A 23,120-nucleotide genomic window follows, 5' to 3' on the forward strand; every position below is an offset into this window, starting at 1 on the left:
TCCGCTCGCGCGGAGAGGACCAGGCGAAGGGCTGGGCCGGGATCGGCTACAACGGCTCACCTCCGCTCGCGCGGAGAGGACGGCGCCCACGTCGTCATCCAGCGCTCCCGCGGCGGCTCACCTCCGCTCGCGCGGAGAGGACCCTACATGGAGGTGTACGAGGCCGGGCAGCGGCGGCTCACCTCCGCTCGCGCGGAGAGGACCCCTTCTGCCCGTCGACCCAGCCGTCGTGGTTCGGCTCACCTCCGCTCGCGCGGAGAGGACGCATTGTTGGCGGCCTTGGCGGCAGCGTTCGCCGGCTCACCTCCGCTCGCGCGGAGAGAACCCGGGACCGGCACGGCCGCGGTCACGATGTCCCGGCTCACCTCCGCTCGCGCGGAGAGAACACGGGGCTGCCGCACTCCGGGCATGCCTCAGGCGGCTCACCTCCGCTCGCGCGGAGAGAACCAACGCGTCCGCATCAAGACGTTCGACCCCGGCGGCTCACCTCCGCTCGCGCGGAGAGAACAGGAGCGCAAGCTCGTCCGCTTCGGCCCACGCCGGCTCACCTCCGCTCGCGCGGAGAGAACGAGTCCGGCCGCTACCGAGAGTTGGAGCCGGTCGGCTCACCTCCGCTCGCGCGGAGAGAACGCTCCCTGGAAATCGACCCCCGCCACCACATCCGGCTCACCTCCGCTCGCGCGGAGAGAACGGCGTCTCCCTGATCGCCGGCGACCCGACCATCGGCTCACCTCCGCTCGCGCGGAGAGAACTCGGTCTCGTCGTCACTCAGCATGCGACGATCCGGCTCACCTCCGCTCGCGCGGAGAGAACCCTTCCTGACCTGCTCTGTTGTCAGAGCTTTGCCATTACTTTACTGGAGGGTCTTGGCAAGGGGTGGGGGTTCCGATCTTGTTGGTTTCGGTTGACTCAGTCTACGCGGTATGGCCCGGCGGAATCAGGGCTGCGTGTTCCCCCTGCCGTTTCCGCTGCGATGCGGGCGGCTGTGTACGTGGGCTGTGCGGCGGGGTGGGTGACGGGCGGTCCCGAATGACTCGTCGACGTGAACATGGCTGAAGGAGCCTCAGCATGGGCCCTGAGGGACAGAACGCTGCCGGCGTGTGGCGGGTGAACGCGGGCAACGGCACCGTCTGTGAGGGAGCCAATGGGTCGGTCATGGCCAGATGGCGACAGAGCGGGCATGAGGCCGCCGCCCGCGGCGGTCTCGCCCTGCGGCTGCGGAAGGTGGCTGGTCCCGTCGGGAGGGAAGGGGTCTTGACCGGTATACCGGTCAAGGAAGCGGGTGGCCTGTAGCAGTGGATCGAGCCGGACGCTGCTGACCGGCAGCCGCCCGGTCCGCGCCTTCTCTCTGGTGGGCCCACAGCCCCGTGCCGAGGCCGTCGGTGTGTCATGCCTTCCGAGGGGGGTGATGGTGGTGGGCGGGAGGGTGCGTTGGCGGAGGGCTTCGGTGAGGGTGGCTCGTCGGTGGCGGGGGTGGGTGGCTGCTGGAGGGCTGTGTCGTGTTCGGCTTCGTGGTGGGCGTTGTCCAGGAGCTGGTTGAAGTGGTCGGTGTCGCCGCCCAGGAGTTGGACGAAGGTGTGCAGGACGTCGCGGGGTGGCAGGACGGTGGCTTCGAGGAGGGAGGCGACGGTGCCGGTGGTGAGGACCCAGCGGCTGGCGACGGCGATGGCGTTGGGGGCGGGGCTGCTGGCGCGCAGGTGCAGGAAGCGCAGCGAGGGTGGAGGGGCAGGGCTGGTTGTCGCGGCGGGCGTTGGACGATTCCCAGACCCGGCGTAACACCTCGGGGTCGGCACCGCAGGCGCGTGCGATCGAGCAGGCGTGTTTCCAGGAGGGGAAGCGCTCGCTGGACATGGCGCGGGAGGGGAAGCTGGGGGAGAGGCTGGTGCGGCCGGCCAGCGCGCGCAGGCTGAGCCCGGAGGCGCGCTGGAGGCTGAGGACGGTGGCCAGGTCCCGGCCGCCGGTGGCGGGCCGCGCGGGGCACCGGTGCGGGGGCGGGGGTGAGTGGCTGCCTGCGCCGGCGTCGGCGCCGTCCGGGCGCTGTGGGGCCGGCGGTGTCGGCCGCGGGAGCGGGGCCTGCCGAGGAGGGCGGCAGCACGACGGGCACCGAGTGCTGGCCGGTGCGACGGGTGGGCAGGGAGAACTTCTTGCGCGCGGTGTCTCCGGTCATGCCCAGCAGGGCGCCGATCTGGTCCCCGGCGGCCCCGCGCAGCGAGGTCCTCCAGGCCGACTGAACCGCCTCGCACGCCCTGGCCCCGCCCGCCGGCCCGGAGGACGACGGAAGGTCTGGTCACCGCTTCGTCAGCGCGAGGACGATGCCCAGGAGGGTGAGGGGCACGGTGATCGCAGCGGCTGCAGCGCCTATCGGGCCGGCCAGGGAAGGGTGCTGCCATGCCAGGTAGAGAACGAACCCGCCCAGGAGCAGGAGCACAAGCACCGCGACGGTGATCACTAGAGCTACGAGCGGCAGGGAAGGCTGTGGACGGGAGACGTGCCGCACGCGAGCAGATGACCGCCGCGCTCGACGAGGACCAGGAGCCCGAGCTCGACGAGCCCCTGGGATGGCAGCCGATCTGGAAGCGCCCCCGGAAGCCGAAGTCGAAGGCCGAGAAGAAGGCGGAGCTGCGCAAGCAGCGAAAGCGACTCCAGGAAGCCGCCAAGCGACGCCTCGCCGCCGCGAACTCGCGCCGGCCCCGCTCCCGGCAGAACCGGGTCGGTAACGCCGCCGCGCACCGGGATGCCCGCGCCCTGTCCCGGGTGCGGCACTCCACCGCCTGGCTGTGGTGACGGTGCCGGGCACCGTCCACCGAGTGGAGTCCACCCGATGCCGCGCATCGCCACCGGATGCAGAACATCGAGTGGGCTCCACTCAGTGGGCTCCACCCGATGGGTTTCACCGAGTGGAGCCCACTCCGGTGCGCCGGGCGACGATGGGCTCCAACCGCTTCCTCGGTCAGCTCCATAACTGCCTCCAGATCCGGCAGCACTTCGACGAACAGCGCGCCTTCCCGCCACTCCTCCAAACGCCTGAGTGACCGTCGTCCGAGCCACCCACATTGCCGGATACCGGAAGGCAGCGCTTCAGCTATCTGCCGAGCCTTGCAGGTGAGGCGTTGCGCCCGGACTGCGATCATGCTGACCGGGGCGGACCTTGGCTTCAGGGGCGCGTGACATGAGAAGAGTGGGGCGCGGATGCTCGGGATACAGACCGACGCGTTGGACACGGCCGGGGGAGTGTTCATGACGGTACTGGCGCTGGGCTGCGCGTGGTTGGGCGGACTGTCTGTTCTCCGGCCGCACCGGCCGCCGCAGCCGATCGGGGGTCCCGTATGGGTGGCCCGGGCCTGGGGTCTCGGCTATGTACTGCTGGGTATCGGTATGGCTGCCAAGATGACGACCATGCTGGTCGGCAAGCAGCCCGCCTGGCCGATGGCCGTGCTCTACTGGGCTGCCGGGCCACTCCTGCTCTTCTCGGTGACCGCGGCAGGCGTGTCCCAGCGGCGGGCACGCCGTCGGGCCGGTGGCGCCGTCGTCGCACGGCACGGACGGCACAAGTGAAGCGGCCCGTGTCCTGGAGCGAGGCAGCACTCCTGAGCGCCGCCTGCTGGATAGTCAGCGGACTGGGATATGGGGTGCTCGCCGCCATGGACGAGCCGCAGTTGTCCCCGGCCCCCCTGATCGGCCTGGGCCTGGCCCAGTGGTTCATCGCGTATCACCGCTGCTGGCGGGCTGCTGTCGCGGCGTCCCTCACTGGGTTTTTCGTACTGTTCGGGATCGTGGACATCATGCGGCCGGACCTGGGCCGATACGTGGCGGATGCCCTGGCGACGGGGGCCGCGTCGACAGCCGCTCTGACCGTCTTCACCCTGGTCGATCGAGCAACTGGACGCCACCATGACACAGCAGGCTGGCCCCGGTGACTCGGCTGCAAAGCCATCAGCTTGACTTCTTAACCCCCTGAGATGTCTTGACATCGCCGGTTTCGGCTTGCGATCAGGTCGCGGTCAAGGGGGTGTGTGATAGAGGAGCCCGCCCGGCCGTGGCGCGCGCCCCGTGCGGTGCGGTGGTGCGGTGGAACGCACCGCGATGGTGCGGTGGTGCGCCAGGGGTGCGCGCTGGACCGCACCACCGCCATCCCGGAGGTGCGGCTATGCGGTGGTGCGGTGCGCCTCCATCGCCTGCTTCATCCCCGCGGCCTCCAGCTGTCGCAGGGCGTCGGCGACGTCGCTGTGTTCCTCGGTGAGGATGTTCTCGGTGAAGCGGACGATGGTCTGGGCGATGCCCGGCGGGAAAGCCAGGCAGGCGCCGTCGGCGTGGCACAGGACCTCCAGGAGCAGTCGCCCGAGTGCCGCTGCCAGGAAGGAGTGCGCACACGGCTCCCCGTCGCAGTCGTCCACGGCGGTGACCGGGATGAAGATGCGCGCGGCGACGTCCAGGAGCAGCCGGCGCAGCTCCGGGCCCGTGTCGTCGGCGACCGCGCAGGCGGTGTCGATGTCGTCGGCCTGCAGCGCCCGGATGTAGGCGAAGGCGTCAGCGACGTCGTCCGGCTCCATCGGGGCGAGCGGCGTGGCGACGGTGTTCTCGGGCATGGGTGCTCCTCACGTTCGTGCCGCCCCTGCTGATTGCGGCGGCCTCGAAGACACCCTCGAACTTCGGCCCTGTGGACAGAGACCGCGCTCCGGGACACGGTGCCGACGTGACTCCGGTCACGGATAAAACCGGACTGCAAGGTGCGGTCAAGGAGGAATCGGGCGCCCAGTGTCGGCGGCGGTCAGACCGCGGACAAGGGGTGGCTTCACACGGTGGCTCCGGCCCGTGCGCAGATCCGCGCGCGGGCCGGACGACTGCCGCCCCGGCCCGCAGGCCGGAGAAACCCGAGGACGCGATGACCACCGCACCCGACCCGCACACCCCGCCGGCCCCGGCGGACCCCGCTGCGACGGCGAGCCCTACGACAAGCCCCGCGGCAAGCCCCGCTCCCAGCCCCGCAGCTTCCAGCCGCCGACTGATGGTTGTTGCTGATCAGACCCCCGATTCGCCTGCTCCGGCCGGTTGCAACTTCTCTTCTCCTATTACTGATGTACCTGGAGAAGCGTCCCGGCCCCGGAAGGCCGCCGCGACGAAGGCCGGCGCGGACCTCCGCGGCGAGGTCCTGCTCACCCTCGCCCAGCTGCGCCTGGCCACACCCCGCCAGCTCAAGGCGCTGCTCCTGCCACACCAGCAGGGCACCGACCATGTCCGCCGCGCGCTGCGCAACCTGCTCGCTGAATCCCCGGCCCTGGTCGGCTGGACCCACCGCGCCCAGCAGAGCTACTGGTACTGCACCCCGGCGGGTCTCGCCGAAGCCGCCGCCTCCGGTGAGCTCGCGCCGACGGCCGGCCGGGCGACGGGCAAGCGCATCGCGGCCAGCAAGACGGGCTTGCGCGAGCACGGCCTCGCCCTGGTCGACACCGTCATCGCCTTCCACCAGGCGGAGATGGCCCACCATGCCGACTGGCGGGTGGAAGTCGCCCACCCCACCCCGGCCGGGAACCTCGTGCCCGACGCCGTGGCGCTCCTGGCCGACGGCTCCAGTACGTTCGTGGAGATCGACCGCACCATGTCCTACGCCCGTCTGATCGCCAAGCTGGAGCGGTACGACGCCTACCGCAACGCACCGGCGTCCGGGCGCGGCAACGCCGCCCGCCCCCCGCGCAACCACTGGCAGGAGTCCTACGCCGGGCCGCACGTGGACCGGCGCTTCCCGTTGGTGTTGTTCGTCTTCGCCCCGGCGCCGCGCCGTGCGGCCCCGGACACGAGGGAGGCCGCCTTCCACGACCGTGCCCGCCGCAACCATCAGATGACCGTGGCGACGACGACCTTGCACCAGCTCACCCACGTCGGGGCTGACCGGCCGGTGTGGCGGGTCGTCGGCCATGGTGAGGAGCGGCGGAGGCTGTCGCTGCCCAAGCCGCGGTGAGCACAGCGGGCCCGGCCTCCACCCAGGCCGGGCCCGCCGGCTCTGTCCCGCTGTCGGTGGCGGCTGGGAGGCTGGCCGGATGAACGATGGTGACGAGCAGCTGCTGCGCGGCCGGGTGTACGGACGCGACCACAGCGACCCCAACCCGGGCCCGCTGCCGCACCAGACGTACGCCGCGCTGGTCGGCGGCCCGCTGGACGGCCTGCTGCTCGACATCACGGGCTGGCGGCCGGAAGAGGTAGGCGACGGCGTCGCCCTGATGACCGAGCTGGGGCGGTGGCCCGGCGGCCGGGCGCTGTACGACCCGCTCCCCGACGACCCGCGCCCGGCCGCCGGCCCGGGAGTGAGCTGCCGCTTCTACTACTCCGGCGACACGCCCTGATCCCGGCCGCCGGCCCCGGCGCCCGGCCTGCCCCGGTCAGCTGGGCGGCGGTGTTCTCGATCCACAGCAGCGTCCACTCGACACCCGAGCGCCACCCGGGCTCCGCGCTGTCGTAGCGGCCTTCGACGTCGGCGCGGATGTTGGCGGCGAGGGCGCGCAGATCCTTCTGCAGTCCCTGCCGCTTGGCCGCGTCCATGGCCTGGATCATCTCGTCGGTGATGTCACCGGGTCGCAGTGCGCTCATCGCCCCACCCTGGACGACCGACCCCGCGCAAGGCCACCCCTGCCCTGCCTCGCGAGAAGGCCTCGCGGCAAAGCCCTGGTCACCGCGTGATCTTCCGTGGCAGGCTCGTGACCTTCCAGGCGGAGGGAGCGAGAGATGAAGGACGGTTTCGCGGAGACGCCGGGCGAACTGTGCCCGGACTGCACAGCGGGCCCCGCCCGGGAGAACGTCCGCGTCGCGGGCGGCACGCCGTACGAGATCTGGCACACCTCCGACTGTCCGGAGTGGACCGTCATGCAGATCAGCTTGGAGGCAGGCTCCCGGCGTATCAAGGAACAGGACGAGTGGGCCAAGGAGCTCTTCCCGACCGTGCACGAGCGGCTGAAGCAGGCTGCCGAAACCCTGCCGCCGGACAGCCCCGCCCAGCCGTTCGTCGACGCCCTGACCGAGCTGGTCCAGGCGCAGGCCGACACCACCGGCTTCGTGGTCCTGCACCGGTGGGTGGAAATCCTGGAGCGCCACTTCCCGCCCCAACTGCCGGACCCTGAGCACGCCACCGAGTAGCGGGCGGCCGCGGCGCCCGGCGGGTCCGGAGTGTTCAGGCGGCGTCACCGTCACCGGCCGGAAGCTGAGGCCGGAGGAGTCCGTCCTGCGCTTCCGCACCGCAGAACCCGACGCGATGCGCGGGCAGCTGCGCCACCTCCTGGCCGTGATGCCGCTCGCCTCCGTCTCGCTGGGGATCATCCCGTTCACCGCGCAGCGCACCGTGTGGCCGCTGGAAGCCTTCTACGTCCACGACGACACCATGGCCGTGGTGGAGACGCTGACAGCGGAGATCAAGGTGACACAGCCACGCGAGCTCGCCGACTACGTCAGGGCGTTCGCCGGCCTCGCAGAGATGGCCGTCTACGGAGACGCCGCCCGCGCCCTCATCCAGGCCGCGATCGACGCCCTGGAGTGAAGTCCCGCAATTCTCCGCAACTTCGTTGAGCGCCCGGACCACAGGTGCGTAGCGTCGACAGCACCGACGGACCACCAGCGGTGACCGCCGGCCACCCGCGCGACGACGCCCCAGCAGCGAGGCCTGCCATGCACACCAGCACGCACACGGTCCTGTACGACCCGGAGGGGCTGATCGAAGCCGGCCTCCCGCTCGACCGCGAGCCGTACGAGTGCCTGGTGAAGGCCGTCCTGGCGTGGACCGGCCCGGAGGCGCTGGCCGAACGCGACTACGAGCAGATCGCCCTCCATCTCACCGGCCACGCGCGCGCCGTCGCCTCCGACGTTCGCCGCCGTGCCGCCCAGCTGCCGAAGGACAGCAGCTCCCGGGCGCTCGCCGACGTCGTCCTGCGCGAGGCAGAAGGCCGGCTGTCCGTGCCGATCGAGGGCACCGCGCGCTGCGTTCCAGAACCGCGCCCGTCTCGTGCGCGCCTTTTACAAACACCTGGACCGGCTTTCCGGGCCAGGCGCCGGGCCATGAGGGTGGTGAACGCCCAATTCAGGTGGCTTCGGCGTGCTGGGGGAGTCGCTCGTAGTCCCGGCAGTTGCGGCGGGTGTCATTGAGTCACCACTTGACCCGTTGCCCCAGTGATGCTGGCCGGCCCTCCGGCCACCCGCTTTGATCACTAGGGAAGGTACGGCGCGGGGAACGTGCCCCGAGAAACTCTGGAGGAATCGCATGCGCAACATGAAACGGGCCTTGAAGAGCGCGGTGACCGGAATCGCGGCGTTGATCGCCTGCGCTGGTCTGCCGGGGTTGGTGCCCACCGCGAGCGCGGCGCTGCCGCCGGACCCCAGCTGTGTGACCAGCGCTTCCGGTTCGGTGTCCGGGAGGACGCTGACCGTCAGGGTCACTAGCAATCCGTGCGGGCGGCAGGTGCGGGCCTGGGTGGAATGCGTCACCACCACGGGTTACACAAGCCAGAAGACCAGTGGTGCCACCACCGGTACGGGCACTCTGACGGTCGGGTGTGGAACTGCCTACGTCAACCGTTCGGGACATGAGGTCTATGTCCCTGGCCAGGGCTGGACGCGTTACGTCTACTGAGCCGTGTCGCCTGCCCGAAGGGTCCTTCCGGTGTCCAGAGCTGGGCAGTCGCGCGCCTGAGCTCGGTGACATGAGCGAGCAGCCCGGCCTCGAGGCGATCGGCGTCCCCGGTGAGGCTCATGGCCCCCAACGGGATGCCGAATCGGAGGATGGGCATGGCCAGCATCTTCGTCCCCGGCCCAGGACCCGGGGATGCGGCCCAGCCGCGCAGACGGATGGTCTCGCCCGCTCGCGGATGCGGATGTTGGCGGTCGAGGTACGCGGAGATCACCTGCCCTGCGGCGTTGGCCTCGAGCGGCCAAGGCTGGCCGATCACCGGGTGCGTGGCAGCGTCGCCCGGAGCCGTTACCCGGGCGACGCACAGCTGGACGGGCTCGTCCGTAAGGACCGTGGCGTGCAACCCCGCGCAATGGCCGGTCCGCTCGCTGAGGAAGCCGAGTGCCTGCTGGGCCGCCGGAAGCGCGGGGACCAGCCTGCCCAGCGGTGCCTTCCGGCCGTCGGGCTGCTCAATGAGCGCGTAGTGACCGTGGCGGGGTTGCCAGATGACTCCGTTTTTCATCCCGGAATGCATCAGGCGCTGCACGGTGGACCGGCTGAGAGTGGTTCTGCCGACGATGGTGCTCAGCGCATGGGGACCGCTCCCCAGTTCCCGCATCGCCGCGAGGACCCGGAAGGCCCGGTCAGAGACTCGCTCACGTACGGGACCGCCGTGAAACAGGACTGACACCTCTACCTCCTTTAATGAGTCGGCTCCCCTCCGCGGCGGGTGGAGCAGCGGAGGATGTCCTGCTCCACCCACCCTTGGAGCAGGACGCAGGACGGCGGAACCGACTGAACTTGCTGCGGCAAGCTACGGGAGGGCGATGTTGCTGCCGAGCATCGAGCGGACAGAAACCTGACATTGATCGGGCATCGGGGGCTCCTACTGTCTGACCTGCCCGGAAAACCGGGCAGTCGAGCCGTCCGGCGAGGAGCATCCGATGAATGTGAAAATGCTGCAGAACGAGTACCAGCTGCAGGAGCTCGAAGCAGTCACCATGGGAGATCTGGCGGCCCGTGCCGCAGCGCTCGAGGGGGCCGGAACCACAGATCTCGCGGATCTGCTGCTGGACATACCTCAGGGCCTGCGCGCAGCGTTGCTCGACTTCGCCTCGGGCTCATCGACGCAGGGCTTCTTTCTGGTCCGTGGGCTGCCCGTGGGTGAGCTTCCCAGCACTCCCCAGGAGCATGGCGGCCCCCAGCTGGTGGGCCACACGACGACCGGCCTTATGACGCTCGTCGCCGATCTGTTCGGCACGCTGATCGGATACGAGGACGAGAAGGGCGGCGCTCTCATCCACGAGGTGCACCCTGTCCCGGGTGAGGAACAGCGGATCGAGAACAGCGGTTCGGTGGCCTTCGACTTCCATACGGAGAACGTCCACCACCCACTGCGTCCGGACTTCCTGGGACTGCTGTGCCTGCGACAGGATCACGATGCGGTCGCCGCCACTCGGGTGGCGTCCGTCCGCGAGGCGTACGAGCTGCTGACGCCTGGGCAGCGGGACGTCCTGCGCCGGCCCGTCTTCCAGAGTGCCTATCCCACATCTTTCGCCCGCAACATCGTGGGACCTCGCCCCATGTCGGGACCGCACCCGGTTCTGTTCGGACACGAGTCTCATCTGTTCATGCGCTTCAACTCGCACACCACGACCGGTCCCGACGACGAGGCGACCGCCGCGCTGAGGGCGCTGTCCGAGGCACTGGAGCAGGTCTGCCGGGAGCTCGTACTCGCTCCCGGTGACCTCGTCGTGGTGGACAACCACATCGCCGCACACGGTCGTTCCGCCTTCACCCCCCGCTTCGACGGAGCGGACCGGTGGCTGCGCCGGTGCTACTCCTTGAGGTCGGTACCGCGATGGACCGAGCGCATGATGCTCCGCAACCGTGTGCTGCCCGAACTGCGCAAGATCTCCGGCGTGTTCTGACATCAGTCGCGGAAGCGCATCGCGCCGCCCCTCTTCCGGGGCCCGGATATAGCCGGCCAGGTCGAGCAAGAGAACAGGAAGATGGCCTTGGATGCCGTAGGTGTGACAACCCTGCTGACCGCTGCGGCGGCCGCCGGGTGGGTTGATGCTGTGGTCGGGGGCGGCGGGCTGGTGCTCATTCCTGCCCTGATGATGGCATTCCCGCAGCTGCCGCCGTCGGTAGCGCTCGGGACGAACAAGCTCACCGCCATCACGGGGACGACAGTGGCTGCGGTGACGTACGCGCGCCAGACGAAATTGGACCGCACCATCGCCTTCCCGGCCGCGGCGCTGGCCGTTCCCGCAGCCGGATTCGGAGCGCTGTCCGCGTCCAGCCTGCCCGCGGCCTGGTTTCGGCCGGTCATCATGGCGTTGTTAATCGCGGTGGCTGCCTTCGTCACCATCCGCCCGGGTTTTGGAGCCGTACAGCAGTCCGAACCCGTCGGCCGGCGCCGCAAGCTGGCCGTCATCGCGGTGGCTGGCTGCGGTATCGGTTTCTACGACGGCGTGTTCGGGCCCGGCACCGGCACCTTCCTCATCATGATGTTCACCAGTCTCCTGTCCCTGGAGTTCCTCCAGAGCTCCGCGCTGGCCAAGGTGGTGAACGTGGGCACCAACCTCGGCGCCCTCACCGTGTTCGCCGCCCAGGGGCAGGTGCTCTGGCTCCTGGGCGCCGGGATGGCCCTCTGCAACATCGCCGGTGCCATGCTGGGCGCGCGGACGGCATTGAAGCGAGGGTCGGGTTTTGTGCGCACCGTACTGCTCGTGGTGGTGACGGGGATGGTCGTGAAGCTCTGCTTCGACCAGTTCGGCTGAGCGGCATGAGCGGGACGAAGCGGATCTACGATCCCCAGGGCCGGGGACTGCCCGACTGCGTGAAGCTGGAGGGAGGGTATGACGCGGACCACCTGCGGGCCGAACTCGCCGCGTTCGCCGATCGGTGCGGCGCCCCGCTGTCCGCGGTCCGAGGGCGGCGGGTCCTCCCTCTGTACAGCATCGGAGGGGATCCGCATCGCACGGATGCGGGCGGCCCGGGGCTGCAGGACTTCAGCGCGACCAAGTGGCTCGCGCACCTGCCGGCCGTGCGCAAGGTGCTGCGGGCACTCCCGGGCCCGCCGCGGAGCGTGCGGCTCGTGGAACTGCCCCCTGGGGTCAGAGTCACCGATCTGCAGTCGGCCAAGATGGGCCCGCCCTGGGGTCTGTGCCGAGTGCACATGCCGATCACCGGAGGTGAGCGGGTCCGGGCGGTCTTCGTCGACGGAAACCATGCCTGGCAACCGGGGACGCCCTGGTTCACCGCCTCGTGGCGAGTGCACGCACTCGTGAACCAGGAACCCTACGCCGCGGTCCAGCTCATCGTCGACCTGTGCTACACACCAGCCTTGGGGGCGCTCTTTCCTGCACCGTTCCGCGAGATGCTGTCGCTGTCGGCCGCTCTCGTACGACGACCCGAGGTCCCGCTGACCCCCAAGCGGCTGCGCCCGTACCTCTGCCGTTTTCCCATGCCGGAGACCTTCGTCAACTGGGAGCAACCAGGGCACCATCTCCCACGCGGCCCGCACCGGGGGATCGTCACGGCGGAGATCGCGGATCACGGTGGCACCCCCAGGCTGCTGCTGGCCGGCAGACCGTTCTGCTCGCTGGAACACCTGGGCCGGGGGGAATTCCGGATGCGCGGATGGAGCGAGGAACGCACCCTCCAGGTCGAGACCAGCCCCTACGGTCCGGCCTGTCCCGACGGCCGGACCGTAGGGTTCGGCCGCCGCGCGCAGGACCTCCGCAGCGCCCGGTCGGATCTAAACAGCCGGACCGTGGTGCTCCGTGCAAGGGAGGGCAGCGCCACCTATAGCACGCGGCTGCCCGCCGAATCTACTGGCTGAGCACCGAGCGCAGCACGAGCACGCAGAAAAGTCTCGTGACGGGTCGGCGCGCCCATCAGGCGGCAAAGTTCGGCGCCCTCATTCAAGAGGGCCGCTGCACCGTCACCGTCCCCGGCGGCTTGATGTGCCCGCGCCAGAGCAAGCAGCACCTCCGATTCGAGCAGCGGGTCCTGGATGTCCCGTGCAAGACTGAGGGCCTGTCCAAGCCGTCTCTCACCCTCTTTGAGCGCTCCGCGCCGGACGTCGACCGTTCCGAGTCCGAGGAGGGCGACGCAGCGGCCGCTGAGGTCACCGAGCGTGGTCGCCGCGACGAGGCTCTCCGCGTACCCGTGCGCCGCGCGGTCGAGTTCACCGCGCGCCAGGTCCATCTCCGCCAGGCTGAACCGGACCTGGGCCGCACTGCGGCTGCTGAAGGACGCCACGATTACCTCCGCCGCGCGCAGATACGTTTCTGCCTGCTGTTTTCTGCCCAGCTCCAGCTGGGTCTGCGCGGTCCAGCGCAGCACCTGAGCCTGAGCCTCGAGATCGCCGAATTCCTCGAGGACCGGCAGGCATTCCTGCCAGCGAGCCAGCGCCAGTTCGATGCGGCCGCCGATCCGGTCGGCGCAGGCGGCCTTGCGCAGTGCGAGGGCATATCCGTGCCGGTCCCCGACCTCCTGGAAAAGCTGGCACGACTTCTCCAGCAACGGAATCGCGCGGTCGTAGCGGCGCTTGGTCAGATACAGGTCGCCCAGTCCCAGCAGCAGGGCCGCCTCGCCCCGGCGGTTGCCCTGGCGGCGCACCACCTTGAGGGCGCTCTCGTGGGTGAGCCGCCAGTCGTCGAAGTGGAAGCGGACGCTGAACAGACACCGTGAGGTGGCGGCGAGGTCCCAAGCGAGCTCGTCCTCCCCCCATTCGGCCGTCTGCAGGCACAGCGCGGTGATGGTTGCCCGGTCGGACTCGTACCATCGCATCGGGTCGGAGGCCATGTGCTCGACCACGTCGATGGAGGCCGGCCACTCGTGTGTCGAACTGTGCACCACGGTGAAGTCCCCACCACACACCGTGCGGTGGGCCAAGGAGGCCATGGCCAGAGTGGTAGCGGCCGAACGGTAGACGGCCGCAGCTTGCTCTGCCTGGGGCTCCGCTTCGGCCAAGCGTTCCAGGGCGAACAACCTCACCAAATCGTGCAGACGGTAGCGGGGCTGCGGGCTAGCCGCCGGGCTGATTACGTCGATCAGCCGGGCGTCCAGCAATTCCTCGAGAGCATCCTCGGCGTCATGCAGGGGCAGGTCCATGAGCGGGGCGCATATCCAGTCCGAGAAGTCGGACGTCGCCAGCAAAGACAGACGTCGCAGCAGTGTGCGCGCGGCGAGGCTGAGCCCCTGGTGCGACAGCTCGAGACTGCTGCGCACCTCAAGGTTCTCATGGGTGAGTTCGTCGAGTCTGCGGCGCTCGTCGGCCAGGCGGGAAGCGGCTTTGCGTAGTGTCCAGTGCGGCCGCGAGGCCAGCTTGGCCGCCACGATGCGCACCGCGAGCGGCAGCCTGCCGCAGTACTCGATCAGCTGGGCGGCGACGGCGTGCTCCGCGGACAGCCGTTCCTCTCCGACCAGCCGGTTGAGTAGGGCATACGCCTGTTGTTGCCCGAAAACCCCCAATTCCAGGACTCGGGTGTTGGGTACGGTGGTGAGCCGGGCTCGGCTGGTGATGACCACGCCGCAACTTCCCGTGCCGGGCAACAGGGGGACGATCTGGTCTGCATCCCCTGCGTTGTCCATGACGAGGAGCATGTGACGGTCGGCGAGCAGAGTACGAAACAGCACGGCGCATTCGTCGAGCGAGCTGGGTATGGAGGCGCCCGACAGGCCGAGTTCGCGCAGGAAGCGGGCGAGAGTCTCCTCGGCCGTGACCGGATGACTGTCCGTACCGTGCAGGTCGACGTACAGTTGCCCGTCGGTGAAGACAGATCTCAGCCGGTGGGCTACGTGGACGGCGAGGGCGGTCTTGCCTGTGCCGCCGGGGCCCACCACCACCGCAACCGGTGCAGTGTCCTGGCCAGGAACGAGCCATTCGGTCATCGTGCCGATCTCGTCCTCGCGTCCGACGAACTCGGCCAGGTCGCCCGGAAGCTGGCATGGGGTACCGGCCCGCGCTGTACGTGGGCCCGGAGCGTGCTCGTGCCGGGTGGGGGTCATCCGACTGGGCGATTCGGGACGGTGCCAGGGAATTAAGGCCGCGGCCTCGGGTCCATGTTCCGCACCCGGATCGTCGCCTTGCAGCATCCGCTTGTGCAGATCCCGCAGCTCCTTGCCCGGCTGCACGGCGAGTTCCTCCCGCAGCAGGTCGGCCGTGTCGTGGTAGAGCTGCAGCGCGTCGGACTGCCGCCCGGAGCGGAACAGGCCACGCATCAACTGGGCCCGTGGGCGTTCCAAAAGCGGGTACTGCTGGACAAATCCTGATAGTTCGGTGACAAGGTCCTCGTACAAGCCAAGGCTGAGCTGGATGTCCGAGCAGGTCTCCCGGGCGGCGATGTGCTCCTCCTCCCATCGGCGGACCGCTGGCTGCCATGCCCGGCATGGGATCCCGGACAACACAGGCCCACGCCACAGCGAGAGCGCCGTCTTCAGCCGTGACAGGGCACGCCTGGGATCGCCGTCCTCATCGCACCGGCGCGCCTCCTCCCGTAGCGAATGGAAGTCGAGGGTGTCAAGTCGCACTCGCTCCGTGGAGAGTCGGTATCCGGGCCGCTGCGTGAGAATCAGGTCCTGCCCGGCACCAGCCTGCTCGAACTTACGGCGGAGCTGGGAAACACAGGTGGCGATCTGACCAGGCGGATCGGCGGGCGGGTCCGCTTCCCAGACGCTGTCGACCAGGTAGGAGACGGGGACCACCTCGTCCGCACGTAACAGCAGCGCACCGAGCACCGATCTCAGGCGCGGCGCTGACACCTCCCACACCTGTCCGTCGAGCCGAACCTCGAGCGGTCCGAGTATCCGGAACTCCCACCGGGCGTCGCCCGGCATCGCATGCAGCATCGTGTTTCTCCCCGCCCGCAGACCTGTAAACGATCAAAGTGATACCACACCTGTGATCCAACAGTGACGCCGTGTGATCAAGTTCAACACAGCACGAGGTGTGTAGGCCCAGGTCAGCGGGCGAGTGAAGCGCGAGTCTGGCCCGCGGAGGAGCGCAAGCGACTGCGCAGGCCCGGGGTCCGGTGGGGGAAGCGGCCGGAAGGCATCTCAGTAGTCGTCCCGTTCGGAGGGCGGTCCGTACTGCTCAATGAGGTCGCAGGTGCAGGCGCCGCCCTCGTACTGCACCGTGTCGCATTCGTCATGGTGGTGCCGTACCGGCGGCCGCTTCGGCGGGGCAGGAGGGTGGGCAGCTGCGGACCGGGCGGCGGCCCTGAGCTCCTGGTCCACGACGGTGGAAGCGATCTCGTCCTTGTGCCACTGCTCGGGGGAGTTGTGGCGTACCAGGCCGCCCGCGTAGGCCATGCGCAGCAGTTCGGCCTTGGTGTACTTCCGGGTCAGTTCGGTGAGGCGCTTCATGCGCACCAGGCTGCGGGCCGCATCGGCTTCACGCTCATTGTCCGCCTCTGCGTCGTCTGCGTCGCGCTGCTCTGGCACGGGCGCTTCCGCGTCCGTCGGTGCCAGGCCTGCTAGAGGCGCGGGCGCGGACTGTGGGACGGGCGGCTCTGGGGCGGCGTCGATGGCTGGCACCGCGCCAGCCCATTCCATGCCCAGCGCCGCGAGGGCGGCGCGCTGCTCGGAGGTGAGCTTGTCGCGCCTCGACTTGGTGTTCGAGAGCCACACACCAAGCTTCACCGGCTCCGCCTCGCCGTCGACCGCGACCTCCACGACCGCGCCGCGCGGGACGGACCGCTGTCCTTCCTTCTCCACCCACTGCGCCAGGGCTGCCAGGCCCCGCTGGAACGCCGCCTCGGCCTTGCTCCCTGCTTTCTTCGGCCCCTTGAGGGCTGTGGCCAGCGCCGGACGGAGCTCCGCCGGGGCGGCGGCCGTCACGGGGAGGGTGGCGCCCTGTACGCCCAGCGCGGTCAGCCGCTCCCGCTGCTCGGGCATGAGCTGTGCCCAGGTGCCCGGTTCCTGCTGCCGCCACCGCCAGGTGCCGATGTCGTCGCCCTCGAAGGTGACGCCCGGCGCGATGTAGGGCAGGTGGCCGTCGGCGTCGACCAGGTCGGCGAGCACGCGGTAGTGCCGCTGCCAGTTGAGCGGCCAGGGGCAGTTCCAGTCCGGGTCGATCGCGGCCAGCTGCTGCGCGCGATCTTCCGCCCGCTTCGGGTCCTTCCCGAGACCGCCCTTGCGGCGCAGGTTGGCCATGTACTGTCCGATGGGCACCATCGCCTCGCCCTCGCCCCACACGGCGTCCTGCCGGGGAGCGAGGTGCCCGGTGGCCCGGTGGTAGGACCGGAGCGCGGCGAGCTTCCTCTCCCACGTCTCCTCGCCCGGCTCCCACACCATCCCGGCCTCCGGCGCGTCCAGCAGCAGTTTGCGCCGTTCCTCCAGCTCCTCTGCCCGCAGCGCCTTCCGCTGCTGGTGGACCCAGCGGCCAAGCGGAAAATCTTTTCGTGACCCCGACTTCGACCTCGACGGCGTAGGGGACGGCGTAGAGGCCGGTGATCTCGTTCTCCCGGCGCCAGTGGAGCAGGGCCTGGTAGCCCTCCAGCCAGACCAGGGACTCCGGCCGGTAGACCCGGGTGCGGAGGAAGGCGGCGATGGTCGCGGCGTCCCGGGGGCGTGGAAAAGTGAAGCAGGGCGGCTTCGGCGGCGACGGCAGTCTCGTCCTGCTCCTGCTCCTGGTCCTCGCCTCCGCCGCCGACCCCGACGATCCGCCCTTCTTCATCGCGCCGGACGTGCACCTTGCGCTTCCCGCTGCTGAGAGCACGGGAGGCAAGCTGCTCAGAGAGTCGTTCATCATGACTGCGGAGGCCTTGGAGGACCGCTACAAGGGGGCGGAAGCTGGCGCTGGCGACCATGTCGGTCGGGTCCTCGTTGGGCTCCAGGAACACGGGGACGATGACCCTGGCGATCTTGGTTTTACGGCGCCGGCCACGGACGAGCCCGGCCCGCGCCCCGACTGGCACTACGCCCAACTGATCGGCGGCCCACTGGACGGCCTGCTGCTCGACATCACCGGCTTCACGCCTGACGAGGTCGACATCGGCGTTGCGCTGACCACCGAACTGTGGCAGCTCGGTGCCGCCGGCTGGGCCCTGTACGTCCCGCACTCGGCGAACCCCGAACAGCGGACTCGAGGACGACATCCTGGACCCGGGCGTGCGTGTGACGACCGATTGGGAACAGGCTCTCAGCCCGCCACCGCAGCAGGGCCTGGTAGCCCTCCAGCCACACCAGCGACTCCGGCCGGTACACCCGGGTGCGCAGGAACGCGGCGATGGTCGCGGCGTCGCGTGGGCTGGAGAAGTGCAGCAGGGCCGCTTCGGCGGCGGCCTGCGTGTCGTCGTCCTCCCAATCGAGGTTAGGGTCACCAATAGATCGACTGGTTTGGCTGACTGGGAGGGCACATGGTTCGGGGGCGTTTGCCGCGTTTAAGGGCTGCTGGGTTGGTGTGTGTTCTCGCTGCTGGGGTTGGATGCTCGGGGGACGAAGCGTCGACTCCGGGGGCGGCAATGTCTGACAAGGCCCGGTCCTACCTCTCCACCGCGTTGACCGTCATGGAGGACAAGGCACTTCGCCGCGACAATGTCGACTGGGATGAGATACGGCGAACAGCATTTACCGAAGCCGGCAGCGCGCAGCGTCCTAGCGATACTTATCGGGTCATTGAGACGGCCCTGGGCAGATTGGGAGACGGGCACAGCAGCTTCTTCGACCCGAAGAGGGCGAAAGAGTCGCACGGGGACGAGCAGGTTCGCAACCCTGTGGAAGGGCGGGCATTGGCCGGCCGCATGGGGTATCTGTCGCTCCCCGGGGTGCAGGGATCTGAGACGGTCTATCAGCAGTACGTGCGGGAGGGGCGAGATGCCGTGGCGAAGGCTGATCGTCCGAACGCTTGTGGCTGGGTGATCGACCTGCGCCGCAACCTCGGTGGCAACATGTGGCCGATGCTTGCCGTCGTGGGACCGATCCTCGGTGATGGCGACGTCGGGTCGTTCGTCGATGCGGACGGCAAGAAGACGGTGTGGTCCATTGAGAAGGGCAGCCCTCGTCTGGACGGTGATTCCACCGGCTGGGGAACAAGTCCTCCAGTAGGCGGCGGATCAGCCCCTGTTGCGGTACTCACCAGCCGTTCCACTGGCAGTTCCGGGGAGGCGGTGACCGTGGCCTTCCGCGGGCGCCCTTATACGCGATCCTTCGGCGAGGAGACCACAGGCGTCCCCACCGGCAACGTACAACACCGACTGTCCGACGGGGCCATTCTCAGCCTGACAGAACTGAAGGACGCCGACCGCACGGGGCATGCATACGACAGCCCCATACCGCCTGACCAGCCAGTCGTCGACAACCTTGGACGCGGAGGGAGCAAAGATCCCGTCCTGGACGCGGCAACGGAATGGTTGTCCGAGCAGCCCGGCTGCGCGTAGGCGGTCTGGGTGATCAGCTGGCCGGCGCCGGTTTCCCTGGCCAGCTGGGGATGGTGGCTTTCCGGGCGAGGCGCCTGGTCATGAGAGTGATGGCGGCCCAGGTGATCAGCGTCTCGGAGTGCTGGATGAGCCGTTCATAGTCCCTTTCATGCGAAGGCCGCAGAGGTGAGTGTGCTGGATCAGGATGCCCGGCAGGGCGCGTTCGACTTCACGTCACACTTCCGGGAAGACCTGTACGCGTGCCTGACTCGGCGCGGTGGCACCCTGTTCGAGCTCACGGACGCGATGCTCTGCGCCAACGGGCCCGTGACCTCGCCGGTCGACCTGACACTTCTGGCCGAGCACCGTCGTGGGCACGGCGCGTTGTATGACGCGTTGAACTGCGGCCGGATCGATGCCGACCGGCTGCGGCGCGCGTTGGCGGTGCTGCCGCAGCCCAAGGCCGCCGACAACCGGCTCGTCCTCGCGGTCGACGTGACCAACTGGCTGCGGCCGGACGCTCCGTGCAGCCCAGACCGCTTGTTCTGCCATGTCTACGGCCGCTCGGGCCGCTCCAGCGACCAGTTCATTCCCGGCTGGCCGTACTCGTTCGTGGCCGCGCTGGAGACCGGCCGCACCTCGTGGTGTCAGCTGCTGGATGCGGTTCGCCTCGGTCCGGACGACGATGTAGCCGAGGTCACCGCGGCCCAGGTCCGCCGCGTAGTTACCGACCTGATCGACGGTGGTCAGTGGGAGCCGGGAGACCCGGACGTCTTGGTGGTCTTCGACGCCGGCTATGACGCCCCGCGCATGGCCTATCTCCTTCACGGTCTGCCGGTCGAGGTGCTGGGGCGGATGCGTACGGACCGGGTGATGCGGCGGCCGGCGCCCTCACGTGAGGAGTTCTATCGGGCTCACCCTCGTGGCGGGCACCCTCCTAAGCATGGCGGCGAGTTCCGGTTCGCCAAGCCGGAGACCTGGGGCGAGCCCGACGCGGAGTCGGTGCAGGTCACCGACCGCTACGGCACCGCCCAGGCCATGGCCTTCGACCGTCTGCACCCTCGGCTGACCACCCGCTCGGCGTGGATTGACCACACCGGCGAACTCCCCGTCATCGAGGGCACGCTGATCCGCCTCAAGGTCGATCACCTGCCCGGAGGTCAGGACCCGCTGCCCGTCTGGCTGTGGTCCTCGAAGACCGGCATGACCAGCCAAGGCGTCGATCTGCGCTGGCAGGCGTTCCTGCGCAGGTTCGATCTGGAACACACCTTCCGCATGATCAAGCAGACCCTCGGCTGGACCCGCCCAAAGCTTCGCAGCCCCGAGGCCGCAGACCGGTGGACGTGGCTCGTGATCGCTGCTCATACCCAGCTCAGGCTCACCCGGGAGGCCGCCGCCGACCTCCGCCGCCCCTGGGAGAAGCCGACCGAGCCCGCCCGGCTCACCCCCGCAAGGGTCCGCCGCGGGTTTCGGAACCTCCGCCCGCACCTGCAGAGGCTGTCGCAGGCTCCGGGTCTGTACGGTAGTCCGTGTAACTCCCGTCCTTACAGGGAGAGTTGATGACCACCGTGACGAACGAGAGCCAGCTGGCGGCGGAGCCGTCGGAGGCGGGTGAGTCGGCTGTGGTGCCGGCGGGGCTGGACATGGAGCTGGTGGGCCGGCTGATGGAGCAGGCCCGCGAGCGGGGGCTGGAGCTGTCGGGTGAGAACGGTCTGCTGCAGCAGCTGACGAAGGTGTTCCTGGAGTCGGCCCTGGAGGGTGAGCTGACCGCACACCTGGGGCACGAGCGGGGCGAACGCCGTGAGGGCGGGCGGGAGAACTACCGCAACGGGCACGGTGAGAAGACCGTGAACACCGACGCGGGGCCGGTGCGGATCCAGGTGCCGCGGGACCGGACGGGCAGTTTCGAGCCGCAGCTGGTGAAGAAGCGGCAGCGCAGGCTGGGCGGGATCGACGAGATCGTCCTGTCGCTGTCGGCCAAGGGTCTCACCCACGGCGAGAGCAGCGCCCACCTGGCCGAGATCTACGGCGTCGAGGTATCGAAGTCGACGATCTCCACGATCACGGACAGCGTGATGGCGGGTATGGCGGAATGGCAGAGCCGGCCGCTGGATCCGGTCTACCCGGTGGTGTTCATCGACGCGATCCATGTGAAGGTGCGGGACGGGCAGGTCGCGAACCGGCCGGTCTACGTCGCGCTCGCGGTCACCGCCGAGGGCCGCCGCGACATCCTGGGCCTGTGGATCGGCGACGGCGGCGAGGGCGCCAAGTTCTGGCAGCAGGTCCTCACCGAGATCAAGAACCGCGGCACCCGTGACGTGCTGATGCTGGTGTGTGACGGGCTGACCGGCCTGCCGGACGCGGTGAACAACGTCTGGCCTGAGACGATCGTGCAAACCTGCGTCGTTCATCTCCTGAGGAACTCGTTCTCCTACGCGGGCCGGCAGGACTGGGCGAAACTCGCCGCCGACCTCAAGCCCGTCTACACGGCGCCGACCGAGGACGCCGCCACCACACGGTTCCTCCAGTTCGACGTCGAGATCCGCAAGATCATCTGCACGACCAACGCGATCGAGTCCGTCAACGCCCGCATCCGCAAGGCCGTCCGCGCCTGCGGCCACTTCCCCAGCGAGGCCGCCGCCCTGAAGTGCGTCTACCTCGCGATCGTGAGCCTCGACCCCACCGGCAAGGGCCAGGCACGCTGGACTCGCCGCTGGAAGCCCGCTTTGAACGCGTTCGACATCGCCTTCGACGGCCGCCTCACCGCAACCCGAGCCTGACCACCGAAAACCGAGTTACACGAAAGGCTGTACACACCCCACCACCGCTGCTGAGCGCGCTCCGCGTGCCCAGCTCGCCGCCGAACACCTGCCCACCACCCCCACCACACCCCAAGCAGCGCTTCGCCCGGACGGACGCCGCCCCTTGGGAACCGGCCCCGACAGCACCCCGGACAGTCCGTCTCCGGCTGCACCGAACAGCTGATGGACATCCCGGAGCCGGGAGCGGGCTCCTTCCACACGGGTGAGGAGCACCACGCCGCAACACCCGGCATCGAGACCGAGTTCGCCGCCCTGCGCTGCTTCGCCCTCAAGAGACACTAGGCCATTTCGCCACGACCACCTTGATCGTTCGCAGGACATACGAATCGCGATCAAGTCCGTCGTAGCCACTACGCCAGCTCCTCGGCCGCGGCGCAGATCCGCGTCGGTTCACCTCCGTTCGCGCGGAGAGGACATCGGGAACGGCAGGTCGAGGTACTGGGACCCCGGCTCACCTCCACTCGCGCGGAGAGGACGTGGCAGTCTCCTGGGTCCCGCCCCTCACGATCGGCTCACCTCCGCTCGCGCAGAGAGGACATCGCGCCGACGGGCAACCCCATCAGCAGCGACGGCTCACTTCCGCTCGTGCGGAGAGGACGGCGCTACCCTCACGGCCGAAGACGGGCACAGCGACTCACCTCCGCGGAAAGGACGTCATCTCGCCGGGGAGCATCGACCGGCGGAAGGCTCACCTCCGCTTGCGCGGAGAGGGCAACACGCCGCGAGGCGACCGTCCCACAGCCGACGGATCACCTCCGCTCGCGCGGAGAGGACGGCAGCGCCCGCGGTGACGCCACCACCACCGCCGGCTTACCTCCGCTCGCGCGGAGAGGACCCGCGGTCGTGGTCCATGACCGTCTGGACGTCCGGCTCACCTCCGCTCGCGCAGAGAGGGCTACGTGCAGTTCCCCTGGTCCAGGGGTCCGCCGGCTCATCTCCGCTCGCGCGGAGAGCACATCGTCCACTCGAAGCCCGCGACTTCGTCCTGCGGCTCATCTCCGCTCGCGCGGAGAGGACATCGCCACGCTGCAGAACGCGACGACGCTCATCGGCTCACCTCCGCTCGCGCAGAGAGGACGCGGACCGTCTATGAGCTGGAGGGGGACGAGGTGGCTCACCTCCGCTCGCGCAGAGAGGACTTCAGCCAGGACCACGCGTCGATGATGACGGCCGGCTCACCTCCGCTCGCGCGGAGAGGACAACACCGACCCGTGCCGCGAAGCCCTCGTGATCGGCTCACCTCCGCTCGAGCGGAGAAGACTGGACCGAGATCCGGGTGAT

Annotated in this window: 16 protein-coding genes, 4 pseudogenes and 1 CRISPR repeat array (1 of these 21 running past the window's edge); of the genes and pseudogenes, 14 read left to right on the forward strand and 6 right to left on the reverse strand. The window is 69.3% G+C overall.

The features are described 5' to 3' along the window. Positions 1-813: direct repeats of the CRISPR family, unit length 23 nt; unit sequence ACCTCCGCTCGCGCGGAGAGGAC; it begins 797 nt to the left of the window's first position. Between the two features lie 96 nt (positions 814-909). After that, a complete protein-coding gene (locus tag ACFYOJ_RS17835) occupies positions 910-1,947 on the reverse strand; it encodes a helix-turn-helix domain-containing protein (protein ID WP_356553256.1) in 1,038 nt (345 codons plus the stop codon). A gap of 340 nt (positions 1,948-2,287) precedes the next feature. Next, positions 2,288-2,434 (reverse strand): hypothetical protein, encoded by a 147-nt coding sequence (locus ACFYOJ_RS17840; RefSeq protein WP_356553057.1) that lies wholly within the window; start codon positions 2,432-2,434, stop codon positions 2,288-2,290. A 71-nt stretch (positions 2,435-2,505) separates the two neighbouring features. Between ACFYOJ_RS17840 and ACFYOJ_RS17845 the strand changes: the two genes are divergently transcribed. The 3 genes from ACFYOJ_RS17845 (at position 2,506) to ACFYOJ_RS17855 (ending at position 3,917) form a co-directional block, all read left to right on the forward strand. Continuing rightward, a complete protein-coding gene (locus ACFYOJ_RS17845; RefSeq protein ID WP_356553254.1) occupies positions 2,506-2,784 on the forward strand; it encodes a hypothetical protein in 279 nt (92 codons plus the stop codon). A gap of 591 nt (positions 2,785-3,375) precedes the next feature. After that, a complete protein-coding gene (locus ACFYOJ_RS17850; RefSeq protein ID WP_356553055.1) occupies positions 3,376-3,555 on the forward strand; it encodes a hypothetical protein in 180 nt (59 codons plus the stop codon). An 86-nt stretch (positions 3,556-3,641) separates the two neighbouring features. After that, positions 3,642-3,917, forward strand: a complete 276-nt coding sequence (locus ACFYOJ_RS17855; RefSeq protein ID WP_356553053.1) for a hypothetical protein — start codon at positions 3,642-3,644, stop codon at positions 3,915-3,917. A 228-nt stretch (positions 3,918-4,145) separates the two neighbouring features. On the opposite strand, the gene ACFYOJ_RS17860 is transcribed toward ACFYOJ_RS17855, so the two are convergent. Further along, complete coding sequence (locus ACFYOJ_RS17860) at positions 4,146-4,586, reverse strand: hypothetical protein (protein WP_356553051.1); 441 nt, start codon at positions 4,584-4,586, stop codon at positions 4,146-4,148. A gap of 419 nt (positions 4,587-5,005) precedes the next feature. Between ACFYOJ_RS17860 and ACFYOJ_RS17865 the strand changes: the two genes are divergently transcribed. The 5 genes and pseudogenes from ACFYOJ_RS17865 (at position 5,006) to ACFYOJ_RS17885 (ending at position 8,041) form a co-directional block, all read left to right on the forward strand. Continuing rightward, on the forward strand, positions 5,006-5,956 hold the full coding sequence (locus ACFYOJ_RS17865; RefSeq protein ID WP_356553049.1) for a replication-relaxation family protein: 951 nt from the start codon (positions 5,006-5,008) through the stop codon (positions 5,954-5,956). A 79-nt stretch (positions 5,957-6,035) separates the two neighbouring features. Next, positions 6,036-6,338, forward strand: coding sequence for a hypothetical protein (locus ACFYOJ_RS17870; RefSeq protein WP_356553048.1), 303 nt, complete (start codon positions 6,036-6,038; stop codon positions 6,336-6,338). Positions 6,339-6,717: 379 nt separating this feature from the next. Further along, on the forward strand, positions 6,718-7,125 hold the full coding sequence (locus ACFYOJ_RS17875) for a hypothetical protein (RefSeq protein WP_356553046.1): 408 nt from the start codon (positions 6,718-6,720) through the stop codon (positions 7,123-7,125). 73 nt (positions 7,126-7,198) lie between these two features. Continuing rightward, positions 7,199-7,522 (forward strand): annotated as a pseudogene (locus tag ACFYOJ_RS17880) (Scr1 family TA system antitoxin-like transcriptional regulator); the annotation flags it as partial. A 128-nt stretch (positions 7,523-7,650) separates the two neighbouring features. Next, positions 7,651-8,041: pseudogene (locus ACFYOJ_RS17885) on the forward strand (DUF6415 family natural product biosynthesis protein). 505 nt (positions 8,042-8,546) lie between these two features. On the opposite strand, the gene ACFYOJ_RS17890 reads toward ACFYOJ_RS17885, so the two are convergent. Further along, complete coding sequence (locus ACFYOJ_RS17890; RefSeq protein ID WP_356553044.1) at positions 8,547-9,335, reverse strand: hypothetical protein; 789 nt, start codon at positions 9,333-9,335, stop codon at positions 8,547-8,549. 253 nt (positions 9,336-9,588) lie between these two features. On the opposite strand from ACFYOJ_RS17890, the gene ACFYOJ_RS17895 reads away from it, so the two are divergent. The 3 genes from ACFYOJ_RS17895 (at position 9,589) to ACFYOJ_RS17905 (ending at position 12,494) form a co-directional block, all read left to right on the forward strand. Beyond that, the gene (locus tag ACFYOJ_RS17895; protein ID WP_356553042.1) at positions 9,589-10,575 is read left to right on the forward strand and encodes a TauD/TfdA family dioxygenase; all 987 of its coding nucleotides are present in this window, start codon (positions 9,589-9,591) and stop codon (positions 10,573-10,575) included. An 81-nt stretch (positions 10,576-10,656) separates the two neighbouring features. Next, on the forward strand, positions 10,657-11,430 hold the full coding sequence (locus ACFYOJ_RS17900) for a TSUP family transporter (RefSeq protein WP_356553040.1): 774 nt from the start codon (positions 10,657-10,659) through the stop codon (positions 11,428-11,430). Positions 11,431-11,435: 5 nt separating this feature from the next. Continuing rightward, on the forward strand, positions 11,436-12,494 hold the full coding sequence (locus ACFYOJ_RS17905; protein WP_356553038.1) for a hypothetical protein: 1,059 nt from the start codon (positions 11,436-11,438) through the stop codon (positions 12,492-12,494). On the opposite strand, the gene ACFYOJ_RS17910 is transcribed toward ACFYOJ_RS17905, so the two are convergent. Both ACFYOJ_RS17910 and ACFYOJ_RS17915 read right to left on the reverse strand, forming a co-directional pair. Continuing rightward, a complete protein-coding gene (locus tag ACFYOJ_RS17910; RefSeq protein ID WP_356553036.1) occupies positions 12,458-15,508 on the reverse strand; it encodes a BTAD domain-containing putative transcriptional regulator in 3,051 nt (1,016 codons plus the stop codon). The two genes, ACFYOJ_RS17905 and ACFYOJ_RS17910, sit on opposite strands and share 37 nt — an antisense overlap. Positions 15,509-15,715: 207 nt before the next feature. After that, a pseudogene (locus ACFYOJ_RS17915) lies at positions 15,716-17,529 on the reverse strand (Helicase associated domain protein); the annotation flags it as partial. A 594-nt stretch (positions 17,530-18,123) separates the two neighbouring features. Here ACFYOJ_RS17915 and ACFYOJ_RS17920 point away from each other — a divergent pair. From ACFYOJ_RS17920 to ACFYOJ_RS17930, 3 genes and pseudogenes are all read left to right on the forward strand, one after another. Next, on the forward strand, positions 18,124-19,038 hold the full coding sequence (locus tag ACFYOJ_RS17920; RefSeq protein WP_356553032.1) for a S41 family peptidase: 915 nt from the start codon (positions 18,124-18,126) through the stop codon (positions 19,036-19,038). Between the two features lie 171 nt (positions 19,039-19,209). Then, a pseudogene (locus tag ACFYOJ_RS17925) lies at positions 19,210-20,529 on the forward strand (NF041680 family putative transposase); the annotation flags it as partial. A gap of 131 nt (positions 20,530-20,660) precedes the next feature. After that, positions 20,661-21,797, forward strand: a complete 1,137-nt coding sequence (locus tag ACFYOJ_RS17930; protein WP_356553253.1) for an IS256 family transposase — start codon at positions 20,661-20,663, stop codon at positions 21,795-21,797. Positions 21,798-23,120 lie beyond the last annotated feature (1,323 nt).

Origin of the sequence: Streptomyces sp. NPDC006384 (genome assembly GCF_042870695.1) — a bacterium.
Taxonomy (GTDB): domain Bacteria; phylum Actinomycetota; class Actinomycetes; order Streptomycetales; family Streptomycetaceae; genus Streptomyces.

Bases quoted from the DNA above. Each gene is read 5' to 3' on its own strand.
- ACFYOJ_RS17875 (WP_356553046.1), top strand. From the start codon at position 6,718: ATGAAGGACGGTTTCGCGGAGACGCCGGGCGAACTGTGCCCGGACTGC.
- ACFYOJ_RS17860 (WP_356553051.1), bottom strand. From the start codon at position 4,586: ATGCCCGAGAACACCGTCGCCACGCCGCTCGCCCCGATGGAGCCGGAC.
- ACFYOJ_RS17850 (WP_356553055.1), top strand. From the start codon at position 3,376: ATGGCTGCCAAGATGACGACCATGCTGGTCGGCAAGCAGCCCGCCTGG.
- ACFYOJ_RS17845 (WP_356553254.1), top strand. From the start codon at position 2,506: ATGACCGCCGCGCTCGACGAGGACCAGGAGCCCGAGCTCGACGAGCCC.
- ACFYOJ_RS17865 (WP_356553049.1), top strand. From the start codon at position 5,006: ATGGTTGTTGCTGATCAGACCCCCGATTCGCCTGCTCCGGCCGGTTGC.
- ACFYOJ_RS17920 (WP_356553032.1), top strand. From the start codon at position 18,124: ATGTCTGACAAGGCCCGGTCCTACCTCTCCACCGCGTTGACCGTCATG.
- ACFYOJ_RS17905 (WP_356553038.1), top strand. From the start codon at position 11,436: ATGAGCGGGACGAAGCGGATCTACGATCCCCAGGGCCGGGGACTGCCC.
- ACFYOJ_RS17895 (WP_356553042.1), top strand. From the start codon at position 9,589: ATGAATGTGAAAATGCTGCAGAACGAGTACCAGCTGCAGGAGCTCGAA.
- ACFYOJ_RS17910 (WP_356553036.1), bottom strand. From the start codon at position 15,508: ATGCTGCATGCGATGCCGGGCGACGCCCGGTGGGAGTTCCGGATACTC.
- ACFYOJ_RS17855 (WP_356553053.1), top strand. From the start codon at position 3,642: ATGGACGAGCCGCAGTTGTCCCCGGCCCCCCTGATCGGCCTGGGCCTG.
- ACFYOJ_RS17930 (WP_356553253.1), top strand. From the start codon at position 20,661: ATGGAGCTGGTGGGCCGGCTGATGGAGCAGGCCCGCGAGCGGGGGCTG.
- ACFYOJ_RS17870 (WP_356553048.1), top strand. From the start codon at position 6,036: ATGAACGATGGTGACGAGCAGCTGCTGCGCGGCCGGGTGTACGGACGC.
- ACFYOJ_RS17900 (WP_356553040.1), top strand. From the start codon at position 10,657: ATGGCCTTGGATGCCGTAGGTGTGACAACCCTGCTGACCGCTGCGGCG.